23 protein-coding genes are annotated in these 26,012 nt (G+C 64.2%); 12 read left to right on the forward strand and 11 right to left on the reverse strand.

Translation table 11 applies throughout. From position 1 onward, the window contains the following. Positions 1-5 precede the first annotated feature (5 nt). Positions 6-995 (reverse strand): pyruvate dehydrogenase (acetyl-transferring) E1 component subunit alpha, encoded by a 990-nt coding sequence (gene pdhA / locus G455_RS0107115; protein ID WP_028093060.1) that lies wholly within the window; start codon positions 993-995, stop codon positions 6-8. 108 nt (positions 996-1,103) lie between these two features. After that, positions 1,104-1,403: an FtsB family cell division protein gene (locus G455_RS0107120; RefSeq protein WP_028093061.1), complete on the reverse strand. Its 300-nt coding sequence runs from the start codon at positions 1,401-1,403 to the stop codon at positions 1,104-1,106. Between the two features lie 240 nt (positions 1,404-1,643). Here G455_RS0107120 and G455_RS0107125 point away from each other — a divergent pair, with 240 nt between their 5' ends. Beyond that, positions 1,644-2,126 (forward strand): bacterioferritin, encoded by a 483-nt coding sequence (locus G455_RS0107125; protein ID WP_028093062.1) that lies wholly within the window; start codon positions 1,644-1,646, stop codon positions 2,124-2,126. Positions 2,127-2,294: 168 nt separating this feature from the next. Here G455_RS0107125 and G455_RS0107130 read toward each other — a convergent pair whose 3' ends face one another. Both G455_RS0107130 and G455_RS0107135 read right to left on the reverse strand, forming a co-directional pair. Then, on the reverse strand, positions 2,295-3,188 hold the full coding sequence (locus G455_RS0107130) for a fructose bisphosphate aldolase (RefSeq protein ID WP_028093063.1): 894 nt from the start codon (positions 3,186-3,188) through the stop codon (positions 2,295-2,297). A gap of 154 nt (positions 3,189-3,342) precedes the next feature. Further along, the gene (locus tag G455_RS0107135) at positions 3,343-4,536 is read right to left on the reverse strand and encodes a phosphoglycerate kinase (protein WP_028093064.1); all 1,194 of its coding nucleotides are present in this window, start codon (positions 4,534-4,536) and stop codon (positions 3,343-3,345) included. Between the two features lie 133 nt (positions 4,537-4,669). Here G455_RS0107135 and G455_RS0107140 point away from each other — a divergent pair, with 133 nt between their 5' ends. From G455_RS0107140 to G455_RS0107150, 3 genes are read left to right on the forward strand one after another with little or no spacing between them, the layout of a single operon-like run. Next, positions 4,670-5,185 carry a peptidylprolyl isomerase gene (locus tag G455_RS0107140; protein WP_028093065.1) on the forward strand — a complete coding sequence of 172 codons (516 nt, stop codon included), beginning with the start codon at positions 4,670-4,672 and terminating at the stop codon, positions 5,183-5,185. Continuing rightward, positions 5,178-5,735, forward strand: coding sequence for a peptidylprolyl isomerase (locus G455_RS0107145; protein ID WP_028093066.1), 558 nt, complete (start codon positions 5,178-5,180; stop codon positions 5,733-5,735). Before G455_RS0107140 ends, G455_RS0107145 begins: the two co-directional genes overlap by 8 nt. Beyond that, a complete protein-coding gene (locus G455_RS0107150; protein WP_028093067.1) occupies positions 5,732-6,469 on the forward strand; it encodes a DUF4336 domain-containing protein in 738 nt (245 codons plus the stop codon). Before G455_RS0107145 ends, G455_RS0107150 begins: the two co-directional genes overlap by 4 nt. 171 nt (positions 6,470-6,640) lie before the next feature. Here G455_RS0107150 and G455_RS0107155 read toward each other — a convergent pair whose 3' ends face one another. The 4 genes from G455_RS0107155 to G455_RS0107170 all read right to left on the reverse strand — a co-directional run bounded on the left by G455_RS0107155 (position 6,641) and on the right by G455_RS0107170 (position 10,025). After that, positions 6,641-7,129: a bactofilin family protein gene (locus G455_RS0107155; RefSeq protein ID WP_028093068.1), complete on the reverse strand. Its 489-nt coding sequence runs from the start codon at positions 7,127-7,129 to the stop codon at positions 6,641-6,643. Beyond that, positions 7,119-8,438 (reverse strand): M23 family metallopeptidase, encoded by a 1,320-nt coding sequence (locus tag G455_RS0107160; RefSeq protein WP_028093069.1) that lies wholly within the window; start codon positions 8,436-8,438, stop codon positions 7,119-7,121. The genes G455_RS0107155 and G455_RS0107160 overlap by 11 nt, the downstream gene beginning before the upstream one ends. Positions 8,439-8,623: 185 nt before the next feature. Continuing rightward, entirely contained in the window at positions 8,624-9,457 is an 834-nt protein-coding gene (locus G455_RS0107165) for a ferritin-like domain-containing protein (RefSeq protein WP_028093070.1), read from the reverse strand. Between the two features lie 88 nt (positions 9,458-9,545). Further along, positions 9,546-10,025, reverse strand: a complete 480-nt coding sequence (locus tag G455_RS0107170) for a peroxiredoxin (RefSeq protein WP_028093071.1) — start codon at positions 10,023-10,025, stop codon at positions 9,546-9,548. A 100-nt stretch (positions 10,026-10,125) separates the two neighbouring features. Between G455_RS0107170 and G455_RS23570 the strand changes: the two genes are divergently transcribed. The 5 genes from G455_RS23570 to G455_RS0107195 all read left to right on the forward strand — a co-directional run bounded on the left by G455_RS23570 (position 10,126) and on the right by G455_RS0107195 (position 17,677). Next, positions 10,126-13,533 (forward strand): AsmA family protein, encoded by a 3,408-nt coding sequence (locus tag G455_RS23570; RefSeq protein WP_051312250.1) that lies wholly within the window; start codon positions 10,126-10,128, stop codon positions 13,531-13,533. A gap of 91 nt (positions 13,534-13,624) precedes the next feature. Then, entirely contained in the window at positions 13,625-14,431 is an 807-nt protein-coding gene (locus tag G455_RS0107180) for a class I SAM-dependent methyltransferase (protein ID WP_035366315.1), read from the forward strand. A 58-nt stretch (positions 14,432-14,489) separates the two neighbouring features. Then, positions 14,490-15,569, forward strand: coding sequence for a tRNA preQ1(34) S-adenosylmethionine ribosyltransferase-isomerase QueA (gene queA, locus G455_RS0107185; protein WP_028093073.1), 1,080 nt, complete (start codon positions 14,490-14,492; stop codon positions 15,567-15,569). 104 nt (positions 15,570-15,673) lie between these two features. Further along, positions 15,674-16,984, forward strand: a complete 1,311-nt coding sequence (locus tag G455_RS23575) for an MFS transporter (protein WP_051312252.1) — start codon at positions 15,674-15,676, stop codon at positions 16,982-16,984. A 108-nt stretch (positions 16,985-17,092) separates the two neighbouring features. Then, positions 17,093-17,677 (forward strand): DUF924 family protein, encoded by a 585-nt coding sequence (locus G455_RS0107195; protein WP_028093074.1) that lies wholly within the window; start codon positions 17,093-17,095, stop codon positions 17,675-17,677. Positions 17,678-17,683: 6 nt separating this feature from the next. Here G455_RS0107195 and G455_RS0107200 read toward each other — a convergent pair whose 3' ends face one another. Next, positions 17,684-18,121 carry a hypothetical protein gene (locus G455_RS0107200; protein WP_028093075.1) on the reverse strand — a complete coding sequence of 146 codons (438 nt, stop codon included), beginning with the start codon at positions 18,119-18,121 and terminating at the stop codon, positions 17,684-17,686. A gap of 251 nt (positions 18,122-18,372) precedes the next feature. Between G455_RS0107200 and lpdA the strand changes: the two genes are divergently transcribed. Further along, positions 18,373-19,767, forward strand: a complete 1,395-nt coding sequence (gene lpdA / locus G455_RS0107205; RefSeq protein ID WP_028093076.1) for a dihydrolipoyl dehydrogenase — start codon at positions 18,373-18,375, stop codon at positions 19,765-19,767. A gap of 69 nt (positions 19,768-19,836) precedes the next feature. On the opposite strand, the gene G455_RS23580 is transcribed toward lpdA, so the two are convergent. Together G455_RS23580 and G455_RS0107215 are read right to left on the reverse strand one after the other, a co-directional pair. Beyond that, complete coding sequence (locus G455_RS23580; RefSeq protein ID WP_051312254.1) at positions 19,837-21,558, reverse strand: vWA domain-containing protein; 1,722 nt, start codon at positions 21,556-21,558, stop codon at positions 19,837-19,839. Between the two features lie 161 nt (positions 21,559-21,719). Next, complete coding sequence (locus tag G455_RS0107215; protein WP_028093077.1) at positions 21,720-22,076, reverse strand: rhodanese-like domain-containing protein; 357 nt, start codon at positions 22,074-22,076, stop codon at positions 21,720-21,722. Between the two features lie 180 nt (positions 22,077-22,256). On the opposite strand from G455_RS0107215, the gene uvrA reads away from it, so the two are divergent. After that, complete coding sequence (uvrA, locus tag G455_RS0107220) at positions 22,257-25,121, forward strand: excinuclease ABC subunit UvrA (protein ID WP_028093078.1); 2,865 nt, start codon at positions 22,257-22,259, stop codon at positions 25,119-25,121. Beyond that, positions 25,118-26,011 carry a patatin-like phospholipase family protein gene (locus tag G455_RS0107225; protein WP_028093079.1) on the forward strand — a complete coding sequence of 298 codons (894 nt, stop codon included), beginning with the start codon at positions 25,118-25,120 and terminating at the stop codon, positions 26,009-26,011. The genes uvrA and G455_RS0107225 overlap by 4 nt, the downstream gene beginning before the upstream one ends. Position 26,012: the final 1 nt, after the last annotated feature.

The raw sequence follows: 26,012 nt of genomic DNA on the forward strand, positions 1-26,012 counted from the left end.
TCCCCTCAGGCGTAGATATCGGTCCAGAGTTCCGACAGCGCGGGCTCCGGGCTTTCCTTGGCGAAATCGGCGGCCGCGTTGACGACGTCCTTGATCTCCTTGTCGATCGATTTCAGATCGTCTTCACTGGCGTGTCCGCCGGTCAGCAGAAGCTGGCGCACATGTTCGATGGCGTCGCGTTCTTCACGCATCTTCTGCACTTCTTCCCGGGTCCGGTATTTCGCTGGGTCGGACATCGAGTGACCGCGATAGCGATAGGTCTTAACCTCCAGGATATAGGGGCCCTTGCCGGCGCGGCAGTGGGCGACGGCCTTCTCTCCGGCCTCCTTCACTGCCAGCACGTCCATGCCGTCGACCATCTCGCCGGCGATGCCATAGGCGGCGCCGCGTTCCCAGAAGTCGGGCGACTTGGTGGCGCGCTGCACCGAGGTGCCCATGGCGTATTGGTTGTTCTCGATCACGAAGACCACCGGCAGATCCCAGAGCTGCGCCATGTTATAGGTCTCGGCGACCTGGCCCTGGTTGGCGGCGCCATCGCCGAAATAGACGAAGGTAACCCGGTCGTTGCCCTTGTATTTGTCCGAGAAGGCCAGCCCCGCGCCGATCGGCACCTGGGCGCCGACGATGCCGTGGCCGCCGTAGAAGTGCTTCTCCTTGCTGAACATGTGCATGGAGCCGCCCTTGCCCTTGGAATAGCCGCTTTCGCGTCCGGTCAGCTCGGCCATAACCCCCTTGGGGTCCATGCCGCAGGCCAGCATGTGGCCGTGGTCGCGATAAGAGGTCACGCGCTTGTCGCCTTCTTCGGCGGCTGCCTCAAGTCCGACGACAACCGCCTCTTGGCCAATGTACAGGTGGCAGAACCCCCCGATCAGCCCCATGCCGTAAAGCTGGCCGGCCTTTTCCTCGAATCGCCGGATAAGGAGCATTTCGCGGTAAAAGGACAGAAGCTCTTCTGCGGAAACATTTGGTTTTGCAGAGCTTTTTCGCGTCGCCATAGCTGTGGCCTTCCTCCTGAAAAGGATAGTTCAACGTTAAACTATCTATTACAGGATTTCCTGCCCGGTGACGAGGGGATTTTGCCGGCGCGCGCCCGCAGGCTTGGTTCAGCGAATTACGATCTCATCGGCGCGCAGCATGCCGAGGACAGAGCGCGCTTGCTGGTCAAGCAGGTCCATGTCGAGATAATCGTCCGACAGGCGCCGGGTCAGGTTCTCCAACCGGGCGATTTCCTGATTCTGGCGGTCGAGTTCCTTCTGCAGCCCGTCCTGTTCCGCGAGGATCTCGATCCGGCGAAACAGCCCGTAATCGCCCTGCACGGCAGCGAAGGTGAAATAGGCGCCGAGCGCAAAGGCGGTTGCGAAGAAGATCAGGGGGCCAAATCCGGGCCGGTTGGAACGGGTCACGATCACTCTGCTTTTCAAATGGGTTGGTCTGCCTGTGGTGCGCCCTTGAAGACGTCTGATCACACTATGGCACAGGCGATTCGCGGTGTGAATCCCAAATCTTTGCAACAACAGACAAGTGAGGGTGTTGTGTCGCGCCATCTGGGGTTGCATCCGACGCCCAGGGCGCGCTCACTGTCGGGGCGAGCCAATCCCAGCCAGCAGGGCGGCCTCGTGCCGCCGGCACCGAAGGAGAGTGAAATGAGCAATACGACCACCAGCCTTGAAAACCTTCAGACGGCACTGTCGATGGAATTGTCGGCGGCGACGCAGTACCTGCTCCATGCCCATGTCCTGGACGATTGGGGGCTGAACAAACTGGCGGCCAAGATGCGCGAGGAGATGCAGGAAGAACTGGGCCATGCAGGCCGGTTTATCGATCGCATCCTGTTTCTGGGCGGCGATCCGGTGTTGACGCCGCAGAAGACGCCGGTGCGGGCGAAATCCCTGCAGGAGATGTTCGAGCTGGACAAGGTGGACGAGCGCGACGCCATCGACACTTATACCCGCGCTGCGCGCGCGGCTTTCGATGCGGATGACATCGGGTCCCGGGCGCTGTTCGAAGAGATCGTGCTGGATGAGGAGGGGCATTGGGCCTGGCTCGACCTGCAACTCGACCTGCTGGAGCGGATGGGTGAACCGGCCTTCACCGCAAAATACATGGATGTCGAGGACGAGGACTGAGGCAACTGCCGGGATCGGGGCCGCGGCCCCCATTTCCGTGACAGGAAAATGGATCGGATTTTTCAGGAAATTCCGATCGCCGGGACGATAAGACGGTGCGGTTCTGTCTGCGCAAAAGCAAAGGCCCGGGCAATTGCCCGGGCCTTGTCATGTCGGTTCCGGTCCGGCTCAGCCGGCGATCGAGGCGGTGAAGACCGTTTCGACTGTCGCACCCAGCGTGCCGTCAAAGTCCTCGGCGCTCTGTTGTGCGCTCAGCCCCTCGGTCAGCGCGCGCGAGAAGGAGGCGATCATGCCGGTGTTCTTCGACAGCCGGTCGTTGGCCTCGGCGCGCGAATAGCCGCCCGACAGCGCCACGACACACATCACGCGGGGATGATCGACCAGCGGTTTGTAGAGGTTGGCAACCTCCGGCAGGGTCAGCTTCAGCATCACCTGCTTGTCGCCGGGCAGCGCATCCAGGTGCTTTTGCAGCTCGGCCAGCAGGATGGTTTCGGCCTCGGCCTTGTCGGCGATGGTGATGGTCACTTCCGGTTCGATGATCGGGGTCAGCCCGTGGGACAGGATCTTTTCGCCGATCTCGAATTGCTGATCGACCACGGCGGCGATGCCCGAGGGGGAGGCCGCGTCGATGACCGAGCGCATCTTGGTGCCGAAAATGCCCTTGGAGACGGCTTTTTCAAGCAGCTTGTCCAGATCGGGCATCGGTTTCATCAGCCGCACGCCGTCGGCTTCGTCCGCCAGGCCCTTGTCGACCTTGAGGAAGGGGACAACGCCGCGCTCTTCCCACAGGTAGGTGGCGGTGGGGATGCCGTCGATCTCGCGGTCCATGGTCATTTCGAACAGGATCGCGCCGATGATCTTGTCGCCGGTAAAGGCGGGCGACTTGATGATGCGCGAGCGCATCGCGTGGATCAGGTCGAACATTTCGGCTTCCGATCCATAGGCATCCTCTTCAATCCCGTAGAGCTTGAGCGCCTTGGGGGTGGAGCCGCCGCTCTGGTCGAGGGCCGCAATAAAGCCCTGAGCCGCGCGAATCTGTTCGGTTTGCTTTTCTTTCGACATATGGTTTTCCGCCCAAATTGACTGTGATTTCGTAGGTATGGGGAGGCGCCCCGTTCCTCTTGTGCATAGGCAAGAGGGCGCCTTGTTGCAACGGGTTTGCGTGGCTCGGGCCCGGGCTCCCGCGGCCGCGGGAGCAGAGCCCCCGTCCGGTGGATTATTTGTGGTTCAGTGCGGCCACGCCGGGCAGGGTCTTGCCTTCCATCCATTCCAAGAAGGCGCCGCCGGCGGTGGAAATATAGGTGAAATCGGCGGTTGCGCCGGCCTGGTTGAGCGCCGCGACGGTGTCACCGCCGCCCGCGACCGTGACCAGGCGGCCGGCGCGGGTCAGCTCGGCGGCTTTCTGCGCAGCGGCATTGGTGGCCTCGTCAAAGGGCTCGATCTCGAAGGCGCCAAGCGGGCCGTTCCAGATCAGCGTCTTGGCCTCCTCCAGCACCTGGGCGATCTCGGCCACGGTTTCGGGGCCGGCGTCCAGGATCATCGCGTCAGAGGGGCAGGCGGTGACCGGCAGGGTTTCATGCGCGGCGCCGGCCTTGAATTCGCGGGCGATGACGATGTCCTTCGGCAGCAGGATATGACAGCCGGTCTTTTCCGCCTTGGCCAGGATATCGGCGGCGATCGGGGTCATGTCGCGTTCGCACAGCGATTTGCCGATGTCGATGCCCTGGGCGGCGAGGAAGGTATTGGCCATACCGCCGCCGATGATCAGGTGATCGACCTTTTCGACCAGATTGCCCAGAAGCTCCAGCTTGGTCGATACCTTGGCGCCGCCGACGAGGGCCACCAGCGGCCGCTGCGGTTCGCCAAGCGCCGCCTCCAGTGCCTCCAGCTCGGCCTGCATCAGGCGACCGGCGCAGGAGGGCATCAGCATCGCCACCCCTTCGGTCGAGGCATGTGCCCGGTGCGCGGCCGAAAAGGCATCGTTGCAGTAGATATCGGCCAGTTCGGCCAGCTCTGCCGCCAGGTCGGGGCAGTTCTTTTCCTCGCCGGGGTGGAAGCGGGTGTTTTCCAGGATAAGGATGGCGCCATCTTCAAGCGCACCGACGGCGGCACGGGCGGCAGGGCCGCGGCAATCGGCGCAAAAGCTCACCGGAGCGTCGAAGGCGTTCTCCAGAGCCGGGATCAAATGCAGCAGTGACATCTCGGGGATATGCTGGCCCTTGGGGCGGCCGAAATGCGCCAGCAGGATCGGCCTGCCTCCGGCCCGCATGATATCTTTCAGGGTCGGGCTCAGGCGGCGGATCCGTGTGTCGTCGGTGACGGCCCCGTCTTCGATCGGCACATTGATATCAACACGGACCAGCACCCGCTTTCCGGCAAGTTCCATGTCATCCAGAGTATTCCAGCGCATCTTACATCCCAAAATCAGTTGGCGATAATCCGGCTGTTGTTTCCCCGCATTTGCCCCGTTCGTCAATGCGTCACTTGGCTTTCCGGCCCGCTGCTCTTAGGTATCTTGTCAATTGCTTATCGAGGAGCGGAAAATGGCCGAAATCAAGGATCCCGAAAACACCATCCTGATCGAACTGAAGGATGGCACCGTGGTGATCGAGCTTTTGCCCGATGTGGCGCCGAAGCATTCCGAACGGATGAAAGAGCTGGCCCGCGCCGGCGCTTATGACAATGTCGCCTTTCACCGGGTGATCGACGGTTTCATGGCGCAGACCGGCGACGTGAAAAACGGCAATATGGAAAACGACTTCAACCTGCGCATGGCGGGCACCGGCGGCTCTGACCTGCCCGACCTGCCGGCAGAGTTCTCGCGTCTGCCGCATGATCGCGGCACCCTGGGCGCGGCGCGCAGCCAGAACCCGAATTCGGCGAATTCGCAGTTCTTCATCAACTTCAAGGACAACCACTTCCTGAACGGCCAGTATACCGTTTATGGCCGGGTGATCGACGGCATGGGCTTTGTCGATGCCATCGTGCGGGGCGAGCCGCCGGCACAGCCCGATCGCATGATCAGCGTCAAGGTCGCTGCGGATGTCTCCGATGCGTAAGCTGGCGCTTTCTGCGGCCCTGGCCGCGTTGGTGGCGGGCCCGGCGCTCGCCACCGAGCTGACCATCGAGATCGCAGGCGAGGGGGCCAATGGCACCGTCGTGATCGACATGGCGGATGATGTGGCGCCGAACCATGTGGCGCAGATCGCCAAGCTGGCGAAAGAGGGCGCTTATGATGGCGTAGTCTTTCACCGGGTGATCGACGGCTTCATGGCGCAGACCGGCGATGTGCAGTTCGGCAAGCTTGGCGGTGACATGCGGCGTGCCGGCACGGGCGGCTCCGAGCTGCCCGATCTGAAGGCGGAGTTCTCGGACAAGCCCTTCGATCGCGGCGTGGTCGGCATGGCGCGGGCGCAGAGCCCCGACAGCGCCAATTCGCAGTTCTTCATCATGTTCGAGCCGGGGTATTTCCTGAACGGCCAGTACACCGTGGTGGGACATGTGACCAAGGGCATGGATGTGGTTGATCAGATCAAGCGCGGCACCGGGCCGAACGGCGCCGTGATCGGCAAGCCCGACGTGATGACCAAGGTCACGGTCAGCGAATGACCTCGTCGCGCGCCACCGGCTACGAACCGCTGTTGACGCTCAAGCCGGTGGCGCGCGATCTCTGGATCGTCGACGGGCCGGCGATCGGGTTCTACCATCTGCCTTTCTCGACCCGGGCCACGGTGGTCCGGCTGAGGGATGGCGGGCTCTGGGTGCATTCCCCGGTTCGGTTGAGCGATCCGCTGCGGGCCGAGATCGCCGCGCTTGGGCCCGTGCGTCATCTGGTGGCGCCCAACTGGATTCATTATGCATTTGTCGCCGATTGGCAGGCGGCCTTTCCCGAGGCGACGAGCTGGGCTGCCCCCGGGGTGATCGCGCGCGCAGCCGATCACGACATGAAGCTGCGCTTTGATCACGAGCTGACCGGGGATGCGCCGCCTGCCTGGGACGGCGAGATCGACCAGACGGTGGTCAAGGGCAGCAAGGTTCACCACGAGGCGGTGTTCTTTCATCGCGCCAGCCGCACGCTGATCCTGACCGACCTGATCGAAAATTTCGAACCCCGTAAACTGCCCTGGTGGATGCGCCCGCTGGTGCGTCTGGCCGGGATCAGTGCGCCGCGCGGACACATGCCCCCGGACATGCGCGCCACCTTCGACAAGGCCCTGCTGGGAGCTTCGGTGCGGCAGATGCTGGACTGGGGGCCGGAGCGGGTGATCCTGGCCCATGGCGCCTGCTACGAGAGCGGCGGCAGCGCCGAGCTGCGCCGGGCCTTCGGCTTCGCGTTGAGCTAAGGGAAGGGGGCTGTCTACCCCCTCTTGTCCCGTGCCGGGACAATTCACCCCCGAGGATATTTTTGCCAGATCGAAGGCGCCGGGAGCGGCAGGGGCAAAGAAAAAGCGCCGCAGAAGACCGCGGCGCCGTTGCGGGATATCTGAAGAGAGCCCGCGATATGGGGGGGCCGGTCAGGCGTCGGCGGGTTTCGCTGCCGGGGCGGCTTTGGGGCCGGCGCTGAGCGGATCGTCTTGACGCTGCACCGAGCCTTCGAAATGGGCGCCGCTTTCGATCGCGATGGTCTTGTGGATGATGTCGCCTTCGACACGGGCGGTCGAGGTGAGGCGGACCTTGAGGCCACGCACGCGGCCGACGATCCGGCCGTTGATCACCACGTCGTCGGCGGAGATTTCGCCCTTGATGGTGGCGGTTTCACCAACGGTCAGCAGATGGGCGCGAATGTCGCCTTCAACGGTGCCTTCGACCTGGATGTCGCCAGTGGTCTTGAGGTTGCCGGTCACATGCAGATCCGAGGACAGCACCGATGCCGGCGGCTTGGCCTTGGGCGCGGTCGATTTGAAATCGCTCGGCGTCGGGGCGGCCGGGGTTGCCGGGGCGGAGGAGCTGGTGCTGTCAGAGGCCTTGGGACCGGGATCGTTGATTTTGCTCTTAGAAAACATTTCTCGCAGCCTTGATGTAAGTCATGGGATTCACTGGCCTGCCGTTTACGCGGACTTCGTAATGCAGATGGGTGCCGGTGGACCTTCCGGAGTTACCCATATCAGCAATGTGGTCCCCGCGCGAGACCCTTTGACCGACCTTCACGTGCAGCCGCGAGGTATGGGCGTAATAGGTCTCGATTCCGAAGGCATGGCGGATCTTTACCAGGCGTCCGAAGCCGGACATCCAGCCGGCGTAGGTGACCACGCCATCGGCCGTGGCGAAGATCTTGGTGCCATAGGGGCCGGCGAAGTCGGAGCCGTTATGCATCCGGCGGCCACCTGTCTTGGGGTCGCGGCGATAGCCGAAGGGGCTGGAGAACCGGACCGAGGCGTGCACGGGCTTGGCAAAGGGGGCTTTCTGTGCGGCCAAGCGGTAGAGATTGAGCTGATCCATCTGGCCGAGGATCTTGTTGGCGCGCAGCTCGTCCGGATCGGGTTGTTCGCCCCGGGTCGAGAAGGTGATCGGTGTCAGCGGTCCGCCCTGGCCCTGATAACCGCGGCGGACCTGCTCGAGAATACGGTCGGGCGCCATGCCGGCCTGGCGGAACATCTTGTTGAGCGGTTCGACCGAGACTTCCATCGCCTCTTCGAGCTGGCGGAAGATCTGGTCGTTGCGCTCGCGCATCAGCTTGATTTCTGTTTCCAGCGCGTCGCGTTCGTCGAGCGCGCTTTGCGCGTCGGCGCGGACCTGATCGCGTTCCTTGGCGGCCTCGCTCAGTGCGGCGGTCATGAAGGCCATCTGGGCCGGGGCGGCGGCCTCGGTCGCCGGCGTGGTGGCGCCGCTGTCTTTCAGGGCGGCCAGGGATTTGCGGGCGGCTTCGCGATCGCGCATGGTCTGGCGCAGGGTGGTCTGGATCACCTCGACGCCGGTCTCCAGCTCGCTGCGGCGGGTTTCCGAGCTGAGCAGTTCCGATTGCATCACCGAGATCTGTGCCAGGGCGCTGTTGAACCGGGCCTGGGCGGCCAGCGCTTCCTCGGCGCGGGCGTCGCGTTCGGCGGACAGCTGGTTCAGCCGTTGTTCGTACATGCGCTGGTCGCGGCGGGCCTGTTCGCGAAAATTACCGGCGCCGATGCTGTCCATCAGCACGATGGCGGTGGCGACGATGGCCCAGGCGACCAGGAGGAAGGCTCCTGCATAGGCGGCAAGCTGGGTTGCCGGCCTGAGGCGGATGAAGCGTGTATCCGAATCCGATTTCAGAAAGACGCGGCGTTCGGGGAAGTGTTTCTCCAATACCGCATGCAGCTTGATCGCGAATCTCGTGCGCAAGTCGTCGTCCTTGTCCCATCCCCAAACCGTCCGCGCTGGCGGTCCGGCCCATGGGCCGATTGCATAGCGGGCACCTGTCCCTTGGGCAAGTTTGTTGGCCACTGTTGCGCGGAATCATCGGCGGAGTATGGCCTTTGGGCGAAAAACCGCCGATTTCAAGGACGTGCCGGAGGCCGGGCTGGGGATCAGCCCTCAGTCGCGGGCTGATCGGTGAGCGGCCAGTAGAAATCCGGTGGCAGCCCGGCCTCGGCGCGCTTTTCCTCGTTGAAGGGCGGTTTCAGTGCGCCGTGGAAATACTTGCGCACCAGCGCGTGAAACACCTGTTTGGGATCGGCGTTTTCGCGGCCGCAGAGGAAATGGAACCATTTCGATCCGTAGGCCACATGGCCCACTTCTTCGGCGTAGATGGTGTCCAGCGCCGTGACGGCCTGGTCGATCTTCGCCTTGCGGAAGATCTCGATCATCCCCGGAGTGACATCGAGCCCGCGCGCCTCGAGCACCATGGGCACCACGGCGAGACGGCCCATCAGATCCTCGGCGGTGTCCTCGGCCGCGCGCCACATGCCGGCGTGCGCCGGCAGGGCGCCGTAGTGGCTGCCGAGCGCTTCCAGGCAATCGCACATCAGGTTGAAATGCTTGCTTTCCTCATCCGCCGCCTTGACCCAATCATCATAGAAGCCCATCGGCATCGGCACATCGGAAAACCGGGCGATGATGTCCCAGTGCAGATCGACGGCGTTCAGTTCGATATGCGCCACCGCATGCAGCAGCGCGATGCGCCCGGCGGGTGAGCCGGGCTTGCGTTTCGGCACCTCGCGCGGCGAGAGCAGCACGGGCTGCGCCGGGCGTGCCGGATGCAGGGGCGGGGTGGCGGCGCCGATCGCCATCGGTTCGGCGCCCTCGGCACGAGAGGCGAACCAGGCGGCGGCATGCTGGCGGGACAGGGCGGTCTTGGCGCGACCGTCTGCGGTGCGCAGCACGGCATCGGCGCGTTGCGCCAGGGTAAGGGGGGCGGTCATCTTGCGGTCTTCGGTTGCAGTGGGAACGGGGCGGAGGAGGGGCCGGGCGCGCGCAGAACGGCATGCGCCACGGTCCGGGGCGGGTGGCTCAGGCTTGAAGCGCCTTCACCGCCTCCAGCACCTCTTCGACATGGCCCGCCACCTTCACCTTGCGCCAGATGCGGGCGATCTTGCCCTCGGCGTCGATCAGGAAGGTCGAGCGTTCGATACCCATCGACTTGCGTCCGTACATGTTCTTCTCGACCCAGACACCATAGGCCTCGCAGACATGGCCGTCCTCATCGGACAGAAGCGGCACCGTCAGCCCATGTTTGGCGGCGAATTTCTCGTGTTTGGCGACGGTGTCCCGCGACACCCCCAGCACTCGGGCACCGGCATCGGCGAAGGCTTGCAATTGCTCGGAAAAGCCGATGGATTCCTTGGTGCAGCCCGGGGTATCATCCCGGGGATAGAAATACAGCACGACGATGTCGCCGCGCAGGCCCGACAGGCTTACTTCTCCGCCGCCGTCGCGGGGGAGGGTGAACTCGGGGGCGGTATCGGACAAAACGGGCGATTGATCGGGCATCGGGCACTCCGCTGGCAATGAACTGGACTGATGGGTTCCATATTAGGCCGTTTTCGGCAACCGGAAACCCCGGTCTGTCCCTCCAGAGGGGGGGCAGACGGTGACCGGAGCCGAGCCGAAGCCGCAGCCTGAACAGCAGCCTGAACCGCGCAAACGCCGGCGCGCCGTTCATGTGGCACGCCGTGCCGGAGTCTGGACCTTTCGCAGCAGCCTGCTGGCGGTCATTCTGGTCGGGCTGTCGGCCTTTATGATCGTGGGCACCCGGTTACATACGCCGGATTGGCTGCGCGCGCGGGTCGAGGCCCGGATCGAACGCAACCTGAACGGATTGCAGATCAGCTTCGGCGATATCGAGATGGTGATCCGCAAGGGGTGGCATCCGCGCCTCAGGCTGCGCGACGTGGTGTTGTCGCAACCCGACGGGCAGGTGGTGGCGCAGCTTTCGAACGCCGAGGCCAGCCTGGCGATGCGGCCGTTGCTGCGGGGGCAGTTGCAGCCGCACCGGATTTCGCTCAGCGGTGTGCTGGCAACCCTGCGGCGTGACAAGGATGGCGCGGTCTCTCTGGCGCTGGGATTGAATGCTGAGCCCGCGAAACGCGCCGAAAGCATTCCCGAATTGATCGCGGGCTGGAACCGGCAGCTTCTGAATCCGCAGCTTACCGCCCTGGTCAGCGTCGACGTCGAGGCCGTCGCCCTGCGGTATGAGGATATGGTGAGCGGCAAGGCCTGGACGCTGGACGGCGGGCGTATCCGGTTGGATCGCAGCGGCCGCGATCTACAGATCGGTGCCTCTTTCGCGCTGCTCAGCGGGCGGGATTACGCCAGCCTGATCGAGGCCAATTATTCCGCCACCATCGGTGAGAAACAGGCCGGGTTCGGGGTTTCGGTGCGCGATATCGACGCTTCGGATATCGCGGCGCAAAGTGTCGCTCTGGCCTGGCTCGATGTGCTCAGGGCGCCGATTTCGGGGGCGCTTCGGGGCAGTGTGGGCAGCGATGGTGCGTTCGGGCCGCTATCGGCGACGCTGCAGATCGGCGAAGGCGCGTTGCAGCCGACGGATGCGACCCATCCGATCCCGTTTTCCGGCGCCAAAAGCTACTTTACCTATACGCCGGCGACCAAGACACTGGTGTTCAACGAATTGTCCGTCGATAGCGCCTGGGGCTCCTCCTCGGGTGAGGGGCGGGCCTATCTTGGCAGCATCGCCGACGGGCGACTTCAGGATCTGGTCGGCCAGTTCACCGTCAATCGGATGAGGCTCAATCCCGCCGGCCTATATCCCGAGCCGCTCCAGCTCGACAGCGGGTTGGTCGAGTTCCGGCTCGAACTCAACCCGTTCCGGGTGACGCTGGGGCAAATGTACGTGGCCGATGGCGACAGCGGCTTTCATCTGCGTGGCGGGCTGGAGGCCGGCTCCGAGGGCTGGCGGCTGGCGGTTGATGCCAATGTCGATCGGCTGAGCCCCGAACGGTTGTTGATGCTCTGGCCCGGACGGGTGGCGCCGAAACCGCGTGAATGGGTGCAGGAGAATATCAGCGCCGGAGCCCTGTCCAACATTGATTTCGCGCTGCGCGTGAACGAGGGGCAGGCACCGGTGATCTACGGCGATTTCGAATTCGCCGGGGCGAAGGTCCGGTATAACAAGTACCTGCCGCCGGCCGAGCAGGCTGCGGGCGAGGTTACGCTGGACCGCAGCCGTTTCGTGGTCAGCGCCGATGCCGGGATCGTTACCCCGGCCGAGGGCGGGGCGGTCGATATCGCCGGCACGTCTTTCATCATTCCCGACATCGGCATCAAGCAGGCGGCGCCGGCGGTGCTGCGGTTGCGTGCCGACGGGTCGATCACCGCGATGATGTCGATGCTGGCGGGGCCGCCGTTGCGTGTGCTGAAGGACACGACCCTGCCGGTGAATCTGGCGCAGGGAAGGGCGCGGGCCGAAGGCACCTTGTCCTTCCCGATGCAGCCGAAGGTGCCCTATGAGGACATCAGCTTTTACGTCGATGGCCGGCTCAGCGATATTTCCAGCACGGTTCTGATCCCGGGGCAGCTCCTGACGGCCTCCGCGCTCAGGCTCGTGGCCGATACCACGCAGGTGCAGTTGTCGGGCACGGGGCGGGTCGGCCAGCTTCCCATCGTGGTGCGCTGGACCCAGAAGATCGGCCCCGGCGCGCCGAAATCCAGCCGGGTCGACGGCCAGGTGGAGCTGTCGCAAAAGGCGGTCGATACGTTTGCGCTGGGGCTGCCGGCGGGGATGATCAGCGGCCAGGGTACCGGACAGTTCGCTCTGGATCTGGTCAGCGACCAGCCGCCGCGGCTGACGCTCAGAACTGATTTGCGCGGTGTCGGGCTGTCGATCCCGCAGTTGGGCTGGCGCAAGCCAGAGGCCGGCACCGGAGCGCTGGAGGTGAGCGCGCATCTGGGCGAGCGCGCCGAGGTGGACCGGCTGGCGCTGAAGGCGGCCGGGCTCGAGGCCACGGGCAGCGTCACCACCGCGCCCGGCGGCGGGCTGGGGCGTGCACGGTTCTCGTCGGTCAAGCTGAACGGCTGGCTTGATGCCGGGGTGGAGCTGATCGGGCGCGGCAAGGATGCGGCGCCGGCGGTGCAGGTGCTGTCGGGAACTCTCGATCTCGGTCGGGCACGGTTCGGAAGCGGCGCGAGCGGGGCCACCGACGGGGGCAGCCTGCAGGTTTCTCTCGATCGGCTGCAGATCAGCGATGGCCTGGCGCTCACCGGATTCAACGGTCAGTTCACCACCGCCGGAGGTCTGAAGGGGCCGTTCACCGGCCGACTGAACGGGCAGACCGAAATCGCCGGTCGGATCGAGCCGCAGAATGGCCGAAGCGCCGTTTTCCTGACCTCGGACGATGGCGGTGGGGTGTTTCGTTCGGCGGGAATTCTCAAGCAGGCGCATGGCGGTGCCTTCAGCCTGGTGCTGCGGCCTGTGGGGGACAAGGAGGGGTATTTCGACGGCACCCTCAAGGTGACCGGGACACAGATCCGCGACGCACCGACGATTGCGGCCTTGCTGAACGCGGTCAGCGTTGTGGGGCTGTTCGACGAGGTCGCCGGAAACGGCATTCAGTTCTCCGAGGTGGCTGCCAAGGTCCGGCTCGAACCCGACCGGGTGGTGGTGCTGGAAAGCAGCGCGGTCGGCCCCTCGATGGGCCTGTCGATGGATGGCTATTACAACCTCAAGTCGGCGACGCTCGACATGGAGGGGGTGATCTCTCCGATCTATCTGCTCAACGCCATCGGCAGCGTGCTGTCGTCACGCAAGGGCGAAGGGATGATCGGTTTCAACTATACGCTGTCAGGGTCGGCCGCATCGCCATCCGTTCACGTCAATCCGCTGAGCGGTCTGGCGCCGGGCATGCTGCGTGATCTGTTTCGCGGAGAACGGCCGAAGCTGGAGGGGGACGACAATTTCGATCCGGCCCCCGCGACGCCGGAGCCGGCACGGAAGTGGCATGGTCAGGACATGCTGAACGGGGCAATGGGGGGCAAGTGACCGATCGCTCCTCAGGCATGGCTTGTCCGGTTTGACCCATCCGGACGGGTCGGTTAAGGGCTGTCGCGATCATGATGGGGGGGGGCGTATAATGGCCAAATCACAGACAATCGGTGACTTCACTGCTGCGAACCGGGCGGCCTGGGAGGCTTCGGCCCATCTGCACGAGACCGGGGCGGCCTGGGAGGAGTTGCTGGCGCAGGCTGCACGTCCGGGGTTTTCCGTTCTCGATCAGGAACTGACGGCGACGCTGCAGGGGCTGAAACTTGAGGGCAAGTCTGCGGTGCAGATTTGCTGCAACAACGCGCGCGAACTGCTGTCCCTGGCCGCGCTGGGTATTCGCCCGGCGCTGGGGATCGACCAATCCGCGGCGTTTTTGCGTCAGGGGGAAAAGCTGGCGGCGGCGGCGGGGCTATCGCCGCGTCTGGTTGCTGCGGATATCTACGATCTGCCGCCCGATCTGGGCCGTTTCGATCTGGCGCTGATCACCATCGGGGCGCTTGGCTGGATGCCGGATCTGCCGGAATTCTTCCGCAAGGTCGCGGAGCTTTTGCAGCCGGGCGGGCGGCTGGTGATCTACGAGACACACCCCATTCTGGAAATCTTCGATCCTGCGGGGGATACCCCCTTTGAACCGAGCCTTGGATATTTCGACAAGCGCCCGCTCGAGGTGACCGACATGATCGCCTACGACGGGGGCGATCACGGGGTCGGCGAGACGGGTTATTGGTTCATCCACACCTTGGGCGATATCGTTACCGCCAGCATTGCCGCAGGGCTCGATCTGCTGCGGCTTGAGGAATTCCCGCACAGTATTCGCGAGCCGGAATATGATATCTACGCAGGTCGTGAGGCGCAGCTTCCGATGAGCTATTGCATGGTTTCGCGCAAGCGGTGATCTGGAGCCGTGGTTTGACCCATGGTCAAATCTCCTGCATCGGCCTATAGCGCGGCGCATGAAACTCAGCGATTTTGATTTCCATCTGCCCGAGGCATTGATCGCCACCCGTCCCGCCCATCCGCGCAGTTCGGCGCGGTTGCTGGTGGCCGAAAGGGGGGCGATCACCGATTCCCATGTCTATGATCTGACCGACTGGCTGCGCCCAGGAGATCGGCTGGTGTTGAACGACACCAAGGTGATCCCGGCCCGGCTGAGCGGGCAGCGCCACCGCTCCGGGGCGCAGGGGGACACTGCCGCGCGCATCGAGGCTACGCTGCTGGAACCGCGCGCCGATGGCTGCTGGATGGCCTTGCTGAAACCGCTGAAGAAAATCAGGGTGGGGGAGGAGATCGTGTTTTCCGCCGATCTTTCCGCCAGGCTGGAGGCGGTCGAGGACGGCCAGGCGCGACTGCGCTTCAACCTCAAGGGCAGCGATTTCGATACCGCCCTGGCCGAGGCCGGCGCGATGCCATTGCCGCCCTATATCGCTGCCAAGCGCCCGGCGGACGATCAGGACAAGACCGATTACCAGACGGTCTGGGCAAAGAATTCCGGTGCTGTGGCAGCGCCCACGGCTTCGCTGCACTTCGACGAGCCGCTGCTCAGGCGGCTGGCGGCGATGGGGGTGGGGTTCACCTATGTCACGCTCCACGTCGGCGCCGGGACCTTCCTGCCGGTCAAGGTCGATGACGTGACCACCCACAAGATGCATTCCGAATGGGGCCATGTCGGTGAGGCCGCCGCGGCCGAGATTGCCGCGACCAAGGCCGCCGGCGGGCGGGTGATCCCGGTCGGTACCACCGCACTCAGGCTGATCGAGACGGCCGCGCGGGAGACGGGCGCCATCGCGCCCTGGGAGGGGGAGACCGATATTTTCATCTATCCCGGCTTCCAGTTCCGCGTGACCGACGCACTGATCACCAATTTCCACCTGCCGAAATCGACGCTTTTGATGCTGGTCTCGGCGCTGATGGGGCAAGAGACCATCCGCGATGTCTATGATCACGCGGTGGCCGGGGGCTATCGCTTCTTCTCTTATGGCGACGCATCGCTGCTGATCCCGGACAGACGAGCAGGGGACGACGCGCCGGTCTAGCGACAGAACCTGTCGCGAATGGAGAGGACGTGTTAGACAGGGGGCTCTAGCACATTCGGAACACCCCCGTCGCGGCGGCGGGACAAGGCAACGGAGGCCGCGCGATGAAACAAGTTCTGTCCAGCGCCTGGGCGCTGCTCCTCGGGGTGGGTTTGCTGATGATCGGCAACGGCCTGCAGGGGACGTTGCTGGGCGTGCGTGGCGAGATCGAGGGGTTTTCGACCCTGCAGATGTCCTTTGTCATGTCGGCCTATTTTGTCGGCTTCCTGGGCGGATCGCGGCTGACGCCTGAAATGATCCGGCGGGTCGGTCATGTGCGCGTCTTCGCGGCGCTGGCTTCCTTCATCTCGGCGGTGATGATCCTTTACCCGGTCTTCGCCGATCCGATCGCCTGGTCGCTGGGCCGGGTGGTGATCGGGTTTTGCTTCTCGGGCGTCTATGTCACCGCCGAAAGCTGGCTCAACAACGCGTCCGACAACGAGAACCGCGGCAAGGCGCTGTCGCTGTACATGATCGTGCAGACCGCGGGCATCGTCACGGCGCAGGCGCTGATGCTGCTGGGCGATCCGGCCGGTTTCGACACCTTCGTTCTGGCCTCGGTCCTGATCTCGGTGTCCTTTGCGCCGATTCTCCTGTCGATCAGCCCGACCCCGGCCTTTGACACCACCAAACCGATGAGCCTGCGGGAGCTGATGCGGTTTTCGCCGCTGGGCTGTGTCGGCATGTTCCTGATGGGGGGCGTCTTTGCCGCCCAGTTCGGCATGAGTGCGGTCTATGGTGCCCGCGTCGGTCTCAGCCTCGTCGAGATCTCGGGCTTTGTCGCGACCTTCTATGTCGGCGCGATCTTCATGCAATATCCGCTGGGCTGGTTATCGGACCGGATGGATCGGCGGGTGCTGATCTTCCTAGTCGCCATCGGCGGTGGGGTCGGGGCGCTGATGGGGATGCTCCTGGGCGGGGTTTATGCGTTGTTGCTGGCCTCGGCCTTCCTGATCGGCGGCATGACCAACCCGCTTTATTCGCTGCTGATTGCCTATACCAACGACTATCTCGAACCCGATGATATGGCGGCGGCTTCGGGCGGGCTGATCTTCATCAACGGGCTGGGGGCGATTGCCGGGCCGCTGATCACGGGCTGGTTGATGGCGGACGGGGTCTTCGGGGCGCCTGGGTTCTTCCTGCTGATGGCCGTGCTCTTGTTGGCGCTGGCGGTTTATGCGGCCTATCGGATGACGCAGCGGCCATCTGTCCCGATCGAGGATACCGGGACACTGGCTCCGGTGTCGCCGGCCTCGACCCCGCTGATGGTGGAGTTCGCACAGGAATATGCCATCGAAACCGACCAGGAGGCGCAGGATGCCCAGGAGGCACAGGAGGCAGAGGCCGCTGGGCAGAAAGACGCCAATGCGGCTTGAGCCCTTGCACGGAATATTGTGAACTGTCGTAAATCGTGACTGTTACAAGCGTGTCACAAAGCGACCGGGTGCGCTAGGGATCTGGAAAGGCGCAAGGGAGGAAGACCGATGGTTAGCCCCGAGGAGGTTCTGGAATTCTGGCTTGACGAGGTTGGGCCCGCGAAATGGTATATCCAGGAGACCGCCCTGGATGATGCGATCCGCAGCCGTTTCCTGCCCGCCTGGGAGGATGCGCAGCAGGGAAAATTCTCGCTCTGGCTGACCTGTCCCGACGGGGCGCTGGCCTATATCATCCTGACCGATCAATTCCCACGGAACATGTTTCGCGGCGATCCCCGGTCCTTCGCCAGCGACCGGGCGGCGATCACCGCGGCCAAGGCGGCGATCGCCAAGGGCTGGGACATGAAGATCGACGAACCGGCGCGGCAATTCTTTTATCTGCCGCTGATGCATTCTGAATGCATCACCGATCAGGACCGCTGTGTCCGGTTGATGCTGGAGCGCATGCCCTCTTCGGGGGAGGGCAACCTGACCCATGCCCGCGCTCATCGTGAGGTGATCCGCCGGTTCGGGCGGTTCCCCTATCGCAACGACGTGCTGGGGCGGGGCGTGACCCGGGACGAGCAGAGCTTTCTGGACGCGGGGGGCTATGGTGCGACCCTCAGGGACTTGCAGGACGCCTCATCGGGCTGAGTGGGATCAGCCCTCTTCGCGGGAGGGCATCACGCAGCCGCGCAGTTCGGTGGCCCGGGTCATGACCCGATCGACCCCGGTGGCGATGGCGCGGTCCATCATCTCGCCAGGCAGGTTGGCCAATCTGGTCAGGCGAGTCTGCGCCGCCTCCATCCGGGCATCGAGAGTGTCGAGGCGGCCGGTCATTGAGGCGAGCACGGCAGGCGCTGCGGCGCCGTTGTCCCATTCCAGCCGGGCCAGCGTGGCGCGCATGTCTTCGAGCTCTGCGGTGAGGCCTTGCAGATCGGCGCGAAGCGGTGCCACGATCTGCTGGCTGGCGGTGAAATCCTCGATCACGGCCTGGGTTGTGTTCGTAACCCGCCAGAACAGGAACAAGCAGATCGCCGCCAGGATCAGCGTCGCGTTCAGTAGGGCAAGCAGCAGGTCTTTAACGACTTTGGCCATGAATTTCTCGTACTCTTACTATGTGACTAAAGATGGTCCGTGCCGGGCGATCCGGCCCGACCACGCTGTTGGAATGGTTTCAGATGCCGGCGCCGCAGGGAAGAGAAAACGGAGGACCGGGTCGACAACCCTGGCCGCTGTTGCCAGTTTTGCCGGGGCGCGATTTCCGATGCGCGCGGCGGTTGCGGAGGCGGAATTGGTAGTTTAATGTTAAACTAGTTTTGGAACGCAACTGCGCCCGGGGGGTTACCATGGCCGCAAAAACTTTTGATCTGATTGTCATCGGGGCCGGTCCGGGCGGCTATGTCGCCGCGATCCGCGGGGCTCAGCTCGGGCTGAAGGTGGCTGTGGTCGAACGCGAACATCTGGGCGGCATCTGCCTGAACTGGGGCTGCATTCCCACCAAGGCGCTGCTGCGCTCGGCCGAGGTGTTCCATCTGATGGAGCGGGCCAAGGAATTCGGCCTGTCCGCCGACAAGATCGGCTATGACATTGACGCTGTGGTGAAACGTTCGCGCGGGGTGGCCAAGCAGCTGTCGGGCGGCGTCGGCCATCTGCTGAAGAAGAACAAGGTCACCGTCATCATGGGCGAGGCCACGCTGCCGGCCAAGGGCAAGGTCAGCGTCAAGACCGAGAAGGGCAGCGAAGAGCTTGAGGCGAAGAATATCATCCTCGCCACCGGGGCCCGGGCGCGCACCCTGCCAGGGCTTGAGGCCGACGGTGATCTGGTCTGGACCTACAAGCACGCGCTGAACCCGCCGCGGATGCCGAAGAAACTTCTGGTGATCGGATCGGGCGCCATCGGCATCGAATTCGCCAGCTTCTTCAACACGCTCGGCGCCGATACCACGGTGGTCGAGGTGATGGATCGGGTGCTTCCGGTGGAAGACGCGGAAATCAGCGCCTTCGCCAAGAAGCAATTCGTCAAGCAGGGCATGAAGATCATGGAGAAATCCATGGTCAAGCAACTGGATCGCGCCGCCGGCAAGGTGACCGCGCATATCGAGACCGGCGGCAAGGTCGAGAAGATGGAGTTCGACACGGTGATTTCCGCCGTGGGCATCGTCGGCAATGTCGAAGGCCTGGGGCTCGAGGCGCTCGGCGTCAAACTCGACCGCACCCATGTGGTGGTCGATGAATACTGCCGCACCGGCATCGAGGGGCTCTTTGCCATCGGCGATATCGCCGGCGCACCCTGGTTGGCGCATAAGGCCAGCCATGAGGGCGTCATGGTGGCCGAACTGATCGCTGGCCAGAAACCGCATCCCGTGCGGCCCGAAAGCATCGCCGGCTGCACCTATTGTCAGCCGCAGGTGGCCAGCGTCGGCTATACCGAGGCCAAGGCGAAAGAGCTGGGCTATGATATCAAGGTCGGCCGCTTCCCCTTCATCGGTAACGGCAAGGCCATCGCGCTCGGCGAACCCGAGGGGATGATCAAGACCGTTTTCGATGCCAAGACAGGCGAGCTGTTGGGCGCCCATATGGTGGGGGCCGAGGTGACCGAGCTGATCCAGGGCTATGTCATCGGTCGCACGCTTGAAACCACCGAAGCCGAGCTGATGAACACCGTCTTCCCGCATCCGACGCTGAGCGAGATGATGCATGAATCGGTGCTCGACGCCTACGGTCGTGCGATCCACTTCTGATTCCGCAACAATCGTTGAAGGACCCCGACCGGAGAGAACCCGGGCGGGGTCTTTCTTATTCCACCGTCCTTATTCCACCGTCACGCTTTGCGTCGCGAAGACACGTTCGCCCGCCACGGTCGAGACATAGCGCAGCTCGTAAGTGCCGGGCCGGTCGGGGACCGGCACGTCGACCGGGCTGCCGGCCGAGGTATAGGCATAGGTGACATAGCCGAGCGGCCCGTCGCCCGGGGTGACGAAGGCGATGTAGTCGGTGTCATAGGCTGGCCCCTCGAAGGCGACTGGCAGGGTGCCGCTGACCGGTGCGGTGGCTGCGGCGGTCAGGCTGGCGGCGATATCGGTCACCGTCACCACCTGCCGCGCGGCGATCGAGCTGTCCTGGCCGACGATATAGCGGATCTCATACTCCCCCGGTTTCAGCGGCATCCGCAGCGGCAGCGGGTTGCCGTCGCGGACATAGGCATAGGTGACATGGGCGTTGCCATCGCCCCCCGGGGCCGCCACGGTCAGGAAATCCTCGGCAAAGCCGCCACCGGTCCAGGTGATCTGTTGCAGGCTGCCGACCGGGGCCATCGCCGGCCCCTCGACCGAAAAGGTGCGTTCGGTCACGGTGATCGGGGTTTCTGCCAGCACCTGCATGCCCTCCGCCAGGATATAGCGGATGACATAGTCGCCCGGCTCTGCCGGCAGGCGCAATTGCAGCGGGCTGCCCTTCTGGGTGTAATCATAGGTGACATAGGCGCCACTCTCCGCCCCCGGCAGTGCGGTGTCGATGTAATCCATGCCGGCATCCGGGCCGGTCCAGTCCACCGGCACCATGCCTCCGGCGGGGCCGCTGGCGGGGGCGATCAGGCTGGCCTTGGGCAGCGGCGCGGTAAAGGGGATCTCGACCGGCACGACGGTGCCGGCGCGCAGGTTCACGCGGCGCTCTTCCACCGCCTCGTCGCTCAGCCGCAGGGCGCGGACGACATACTCCCCGGGCGGCAGCTCTGCCGCGCCGGTGGCGATCTGGGTGGCGTCCATCACCTGCTGCCCGTCGGCGGCGAAGATTTCCCAGACCACGCCGGGGTCGCGGGTTACCTCGCCAAAGGTTTCATGCGCCGCAAAGGTGATCCGCCCGGGCAGGGCGGGCGATGGCGGCGCGGGTGGGGCCGGGGGCTCGGCGCTGGCGATCTGTTGCAGGGCCGAGGCCAGCTCGGCTGCGTTGCCGGCGGTGCGGAAACTGCCGCCGGTCTCTTTCGCCAGGCATTGCATCTGCGCCAGCGCGTTCGGGTCGTCGACATCGAAGCCCACCACATGGGCGGTGAAATCGACGCCCGCCTGTTCCAGCGCCTGCGCCGTGGTGCAGGGATCGGCGTCGCAGGTCTCCACCCCGTCGGAGACCAGGATCACCACCGCCTTCTGCTCGGTATAGCGCAGCGCCTCGGCGGCCTGTTTCACCGCGTCGAGCATCGGGGTCTTGCCCTTGGGGGTGATGCCCTGGACCGCCTCGGCGATCCGGGTGCGGGTGCCGGGGGCAGGCGTGACGAGGGTTTCGATATCAGTGCAATCGCCCTTGCGCCGGTGGCCATAGACGGCCAGCCCCAGCGGTTGGTCCTCGGGCAGGGAGGCGAGCAGATCGGCCACCACCTCCTTGGCGATGACGATCTTGGGCGTGCCGTCGATCTGGCCCCACATGGAGCCCGATCCGTCCAGCACAAGAATGGTCGAAGCGGGGGAATCGGCCTGCGCGAGGGGGGCAAAGGCCAGCGCCGGCCCCAGGGCCAGCGCGGCGGCTGAAATGCGTCGCATCAATCTTGTCCTCTAAAAAATCCGCGCGAAACCGCGCTGATCCGTCCTGAAAAAATCTTGAATATAGGAGGCAATTAGAGCGCCGGGGACGGCGAAAATCAATCTCGATGTGACATCAGGGGGAACTGGCGGGGGCCTTTCCCCACCAGCGCCGCTTCCGATCAGATGCGTTCGACCTGGCCACCGGCGCGGACCCAGTGGCCCAGCCCGCCGATATTGCTGACATTGCTATAACCCAGGCGTTCGAGGATTTGCACCGCGCGACCGGACCGGCCGCCGCTGGCGCAATAGCAGGCAATCTTGCAATCAGGGGTGAGCTTGCCGCAGAAATCGGGGTGGCGCGGGTCGGCCAGATCCTGCAGGCGCATCAACGGCAGATGCAGTGCCCCCTTTGCCTTGCCGCTCAGCGCGACCTCACCCTGGTCGCGAACGTCGATCACGATCACATTGCCGGTCTTGGCGCCTGCCACGGCCTCGGCGGGGGTCATGCCGGGGGTACGCGTCTTTCTGAAAAACATCGTCTTTGCCTTTTCTGAGTCTCCGGGCCGGTCCGGCCGGTGCCCGCGATATAACATTCCATATTTCGAATACAACGTGCTGCGGCGGCAAAACGCAGCTTGTTCTCTTTCCGTTCGCTCTTTTGGGTTGGAGACTCGGCCATGCTCGCCTATCTCTGGGGCAGGTTTTGCGGGGATGTCATGGCCGAGCTGAAGAACATCGAGGTGCGCGGTGCGCGCGAGCACAATCTGAAGGGGATCGACGTGGATATTCCGCGCGACGAGCTGGTGGTGATCACCGGCCTGTCGGGCTCGGGGAAATCCTCGCTCGCCTTCGATACCATCTATGCAGAGGGGCAGCGGCGCTATGTCGAAAGCCTCAGCGCCTATGCGCGGCAGTTTCTCGACATGATGGAAAAGCCGGATGTGGATCACATCAGTGGTCTGTCTCCGGCGATTTCCATCGAACAGAAGACCACCAGCAAGAACCCGCGTTCGACCGTCGGCACGGTGACCGAGATCTACGATTACATGCGGCTGCTGTTCGCCCGCGCCGGTACGCCCTATAGCCCTGCCACCGGTCTGCCGATCGAGGCGCAGCAGGTGCAGGACATGGTCGACCGCGTCATGGCACTTGAGGCCGGCACCCGCGGCTATCTGCTGGCGCCGATCGTTCGCGACCGCAAGGGCGAATATAGGAAGGAATTCCTTGAGCTCAGGAAACAGGGGTTCCAGCGGGTCAAGGTGGATGGTGAGTTCTACGATCTGGACGAACCGCCGACGCTCGACAAGAAATTCCGCCATGACATCGACGTGGTTGTCGACCGTATCGTGGTGCGCGAGGGGATGGAAACCCGGCTGGCCGACAGTTTCCGCACCGCGCTGGACCTGGCCGACGGGATCGCCGTTCTGGAAACCGCGCCACGCGAAGGCGAAGGGGAGGTGGAGCGCATCACCTTTTCCGAAAACTTCGCCTGCCCGGTCTCAGGCTTCACCATCCCCGAGATCGAGCCGCGGCTGTTCTCGTTCAACGCGCCCTATGGGGCCTGTCCCGATTGCGACGGGCTGGGGGTGGAGCTGTTCTTCGACGAACGGCTGGTGGTGCCCGATCAGGCGCTGAAGATCGCAGATGGTGCGCTGGCACCCTGGCGCAAGGGCAAGTCGCCCTATTTCCTGCAGACCATCGAGGCCATCGCCAAACATTACGGTTTCGACAAGAACGCCCGCTGGAAGGACCTGCCGAAGAAGGTGCAGAAGGTCTTTCTCTATGGCTCCGGCGATGAGGAAATCCAGTTCCGCTATGACGAGGGCGGTCGGGTCTATCAGGTTTCCCGAGTGTTCGAAGGGGTGATCCCGAACATGGAGCGCCGCTATCGCGAGACGGATTCCAACTGGATTCGCGAGGAATTCGAACGCTATCAGAACAATCGTCCCTGCCACAGTTGCGGCGGGTATCGCCTGAAACCCGAGGCGTTGGCGGTCAAGATCGGCGGGCTGCATGTCGGTCAGGTCGTCGAGATGTCGATCAAGCAGGCGCATGCCTGGATCGACACCGTGCCGGAGAGCCTGAGCAAGCAGAAGAACGAGATCGCCCGCGCCATCCTCAAGGAAATCCGCGAGAGGCTGGGGTTCCTGAACAACGTCGGCCTTGATTACCTGACGCTCAGCCGCAATGCAGGCACGCTCTCGGGCGGGGAAAGCCAGCGGATCCGGCTGGCCAGCCAGATCGGTTCGGGTCTGACCGGGGTGCTCTATGTGCTGGACGAACCCTCGATCGGGCTGCACCAGCGCGACAACGACCGGCTGATCGAGACGCTGAAGAACCTGCGCGATCAGGGCAATACGGTGATCGTGGTGGAGCATGACGAGGATATGATCCGGCAATCGGATTACGTCTTTGACATCGGCCCGGGGGCCGGGGTGCATGGCGGCAAGGTGGTCGCCCATGGCACGCCAGAAGAGATCTCTGCGGATCCCGCCTCGCTCACCGGACAGTATCTTTCCGGCGCGCGCGAAATCTCGGTGCCCGCCGAACGGCGCAAGGGCAATGGCAAGGCGATCACCGTGGTCAAGGCCAGCGGCAACAATCTCAAGAACGTCACCGTCGATTTCCCGCTGGGGCAGTTCGTCTGCGTCACTGGCGTATCGGGGGGCGGCAAGTCGACCCTGACGCTTGAGACCCTGTTCAAGACGGCCTCGATGCGGCTGAACGGTGCCCGTCAGACGCCGGCGCCCTGCGAAACGATCAAGGGGCTGGAGCTGCTCGACAAGGTGATCGACATTGACCAGCGCCCGATCGGACGCACGCCCAGGTCGAACCCGGCCACCTATACTGGCGCCTTCACCCCGATCCGCGACTGGTTCGCCGGTCTGCCCGAGGCCAAGGCGCGCGGCTACAAACCCGGGCGGTTCAGCTTCAACGTCAAGGGTGGGCGGTGCGAAGCCTGCCAGGGCGACGGGGTGATCAAGATCGAGATGCATTTCCTGCCCGACGTCTATGTCGAATGCGAGACCTGCAAGGGCAAGCGCTATAACCGCGAGACGCTGGAAGTCACCTTCAAGGGCAAGAGCATTGCCGACGTTCTCGACATGACGGTCGAGGAGGCGCAGGAGTTCTTCAAGGCGGTGCCCTCGATCCGTGAGAAGATGGATGCGCTGATGCGGGTGGGGCTGGGCTATATCAAGGTGGGCCAGCAGGCGACCACCCTGTCGGGCGGCGAGGCGCAGCGCGTCAAGCTGTCGAAGGAGCTGAGCCGCCGGTCCACGGGCCGGACCCTCTATATCCTCGATGAACCGACCACGGGGCTGCATTTCGAAGATGTGAAGAAACTGCTCGAAGTGCTGCACGAACTGGTCGATCAGGGCAATTCGGTGGTGGTGATCGAACATAACCTCGACGTGATCAAGACCGCTGATCATATCATCGACATCGGGCCCGAGGGCGGCGATGGCGGCGGTACCATCGTGGCCGAAGGTACGCCGGAGGAGGTGGCCGCCAATTCGCGCAGCCATACCGGGCGCTATCTGAAACCGCTGCTCGATGCCAAGCGGGTGGCCGCCGAATGAGCCATCCGCAGCCCCTTGGCCTGGCGCTGGGGTCGGGCGGGGCCCGTGGCTGGTGCCATATCGGCGTGCTGCGCGAGCTCGAGCGCCTGGGGGCCCGGCCGGCGATGGTGGCCGGCTGTTCGATGGGGGCGCTGATCGGTGCCGCCTGGGCAGCCGGGCGGCTCGATGCGCTTGAGGATTGGGCGCGGGGGCTGACCACCGCCGGTTTCATGGGAATGATCGACCTGCGGTTCGATCGCAGCGGGCTGATGCGGGGCGGTGCGATCATGGGGCTGCTCTCCGATCTTGGCCTGCCGGAGCGGATCGAGGATTTGCAGGTGCCCTATGCTGCGGTCGCCACCGATATGGCGGCTGGTCGCGAGGTCTGGCTGCGCCAGGGATCTCTGGCCGATGCGGTGCGCGCGTCGATTTCTCTGCCGGCGATCCTGCGGCCGCACCGGGTCGAGGGGCGCTGGTTGCTCGACGGTGGGCTGATCAACCCGGTGCCGGTTTCCGCCGCCCGCGCGCTGGGGGCGGGGCGGATCCTGTCGGTCAACCCGAACGACAAGGGCGGCGGGCCGTTGTGGGAGCCGTCCGAAGGCCGGCTCTGGACCGCGCTCAGCGCGCCGGAGCTGTTGGACAAGATTCCCGACCCGCTGCGCCGCATGTTGCCCGAACGGAACAAGGCGGCGGCGGCGCCGGATTATTTCGATGTGGTCTCTGCCTCGATCGACGTGATGACGGAATATCTGCGCAAGACGCGCGAGGCCGCCGATCCGGCCGATCTGGCGTTGTCGGCGCAGCTGACCGACATGTCGACGCTGGAGTTCTATCGTGCCGCTCATGCCATCGACGAAGGCGCCCGCATCGCCCGTGCGGCCGAAGATCGTATCACTGCGCTGCTGCGTTAGG

The sequence above is a fragment of the Pseudodonghicola xiamenensis DSM 18339 genome (assembly GCF_000429365.1).
GTDB classification, from domain to species: domain Bacteria; phylum Pseudomonadota; class Alphaproteobacteria; order Rhodobacterales; family Rhodobacteraceae; genus Pseudodonghicola; species Pseudodonghicola xiamenensis.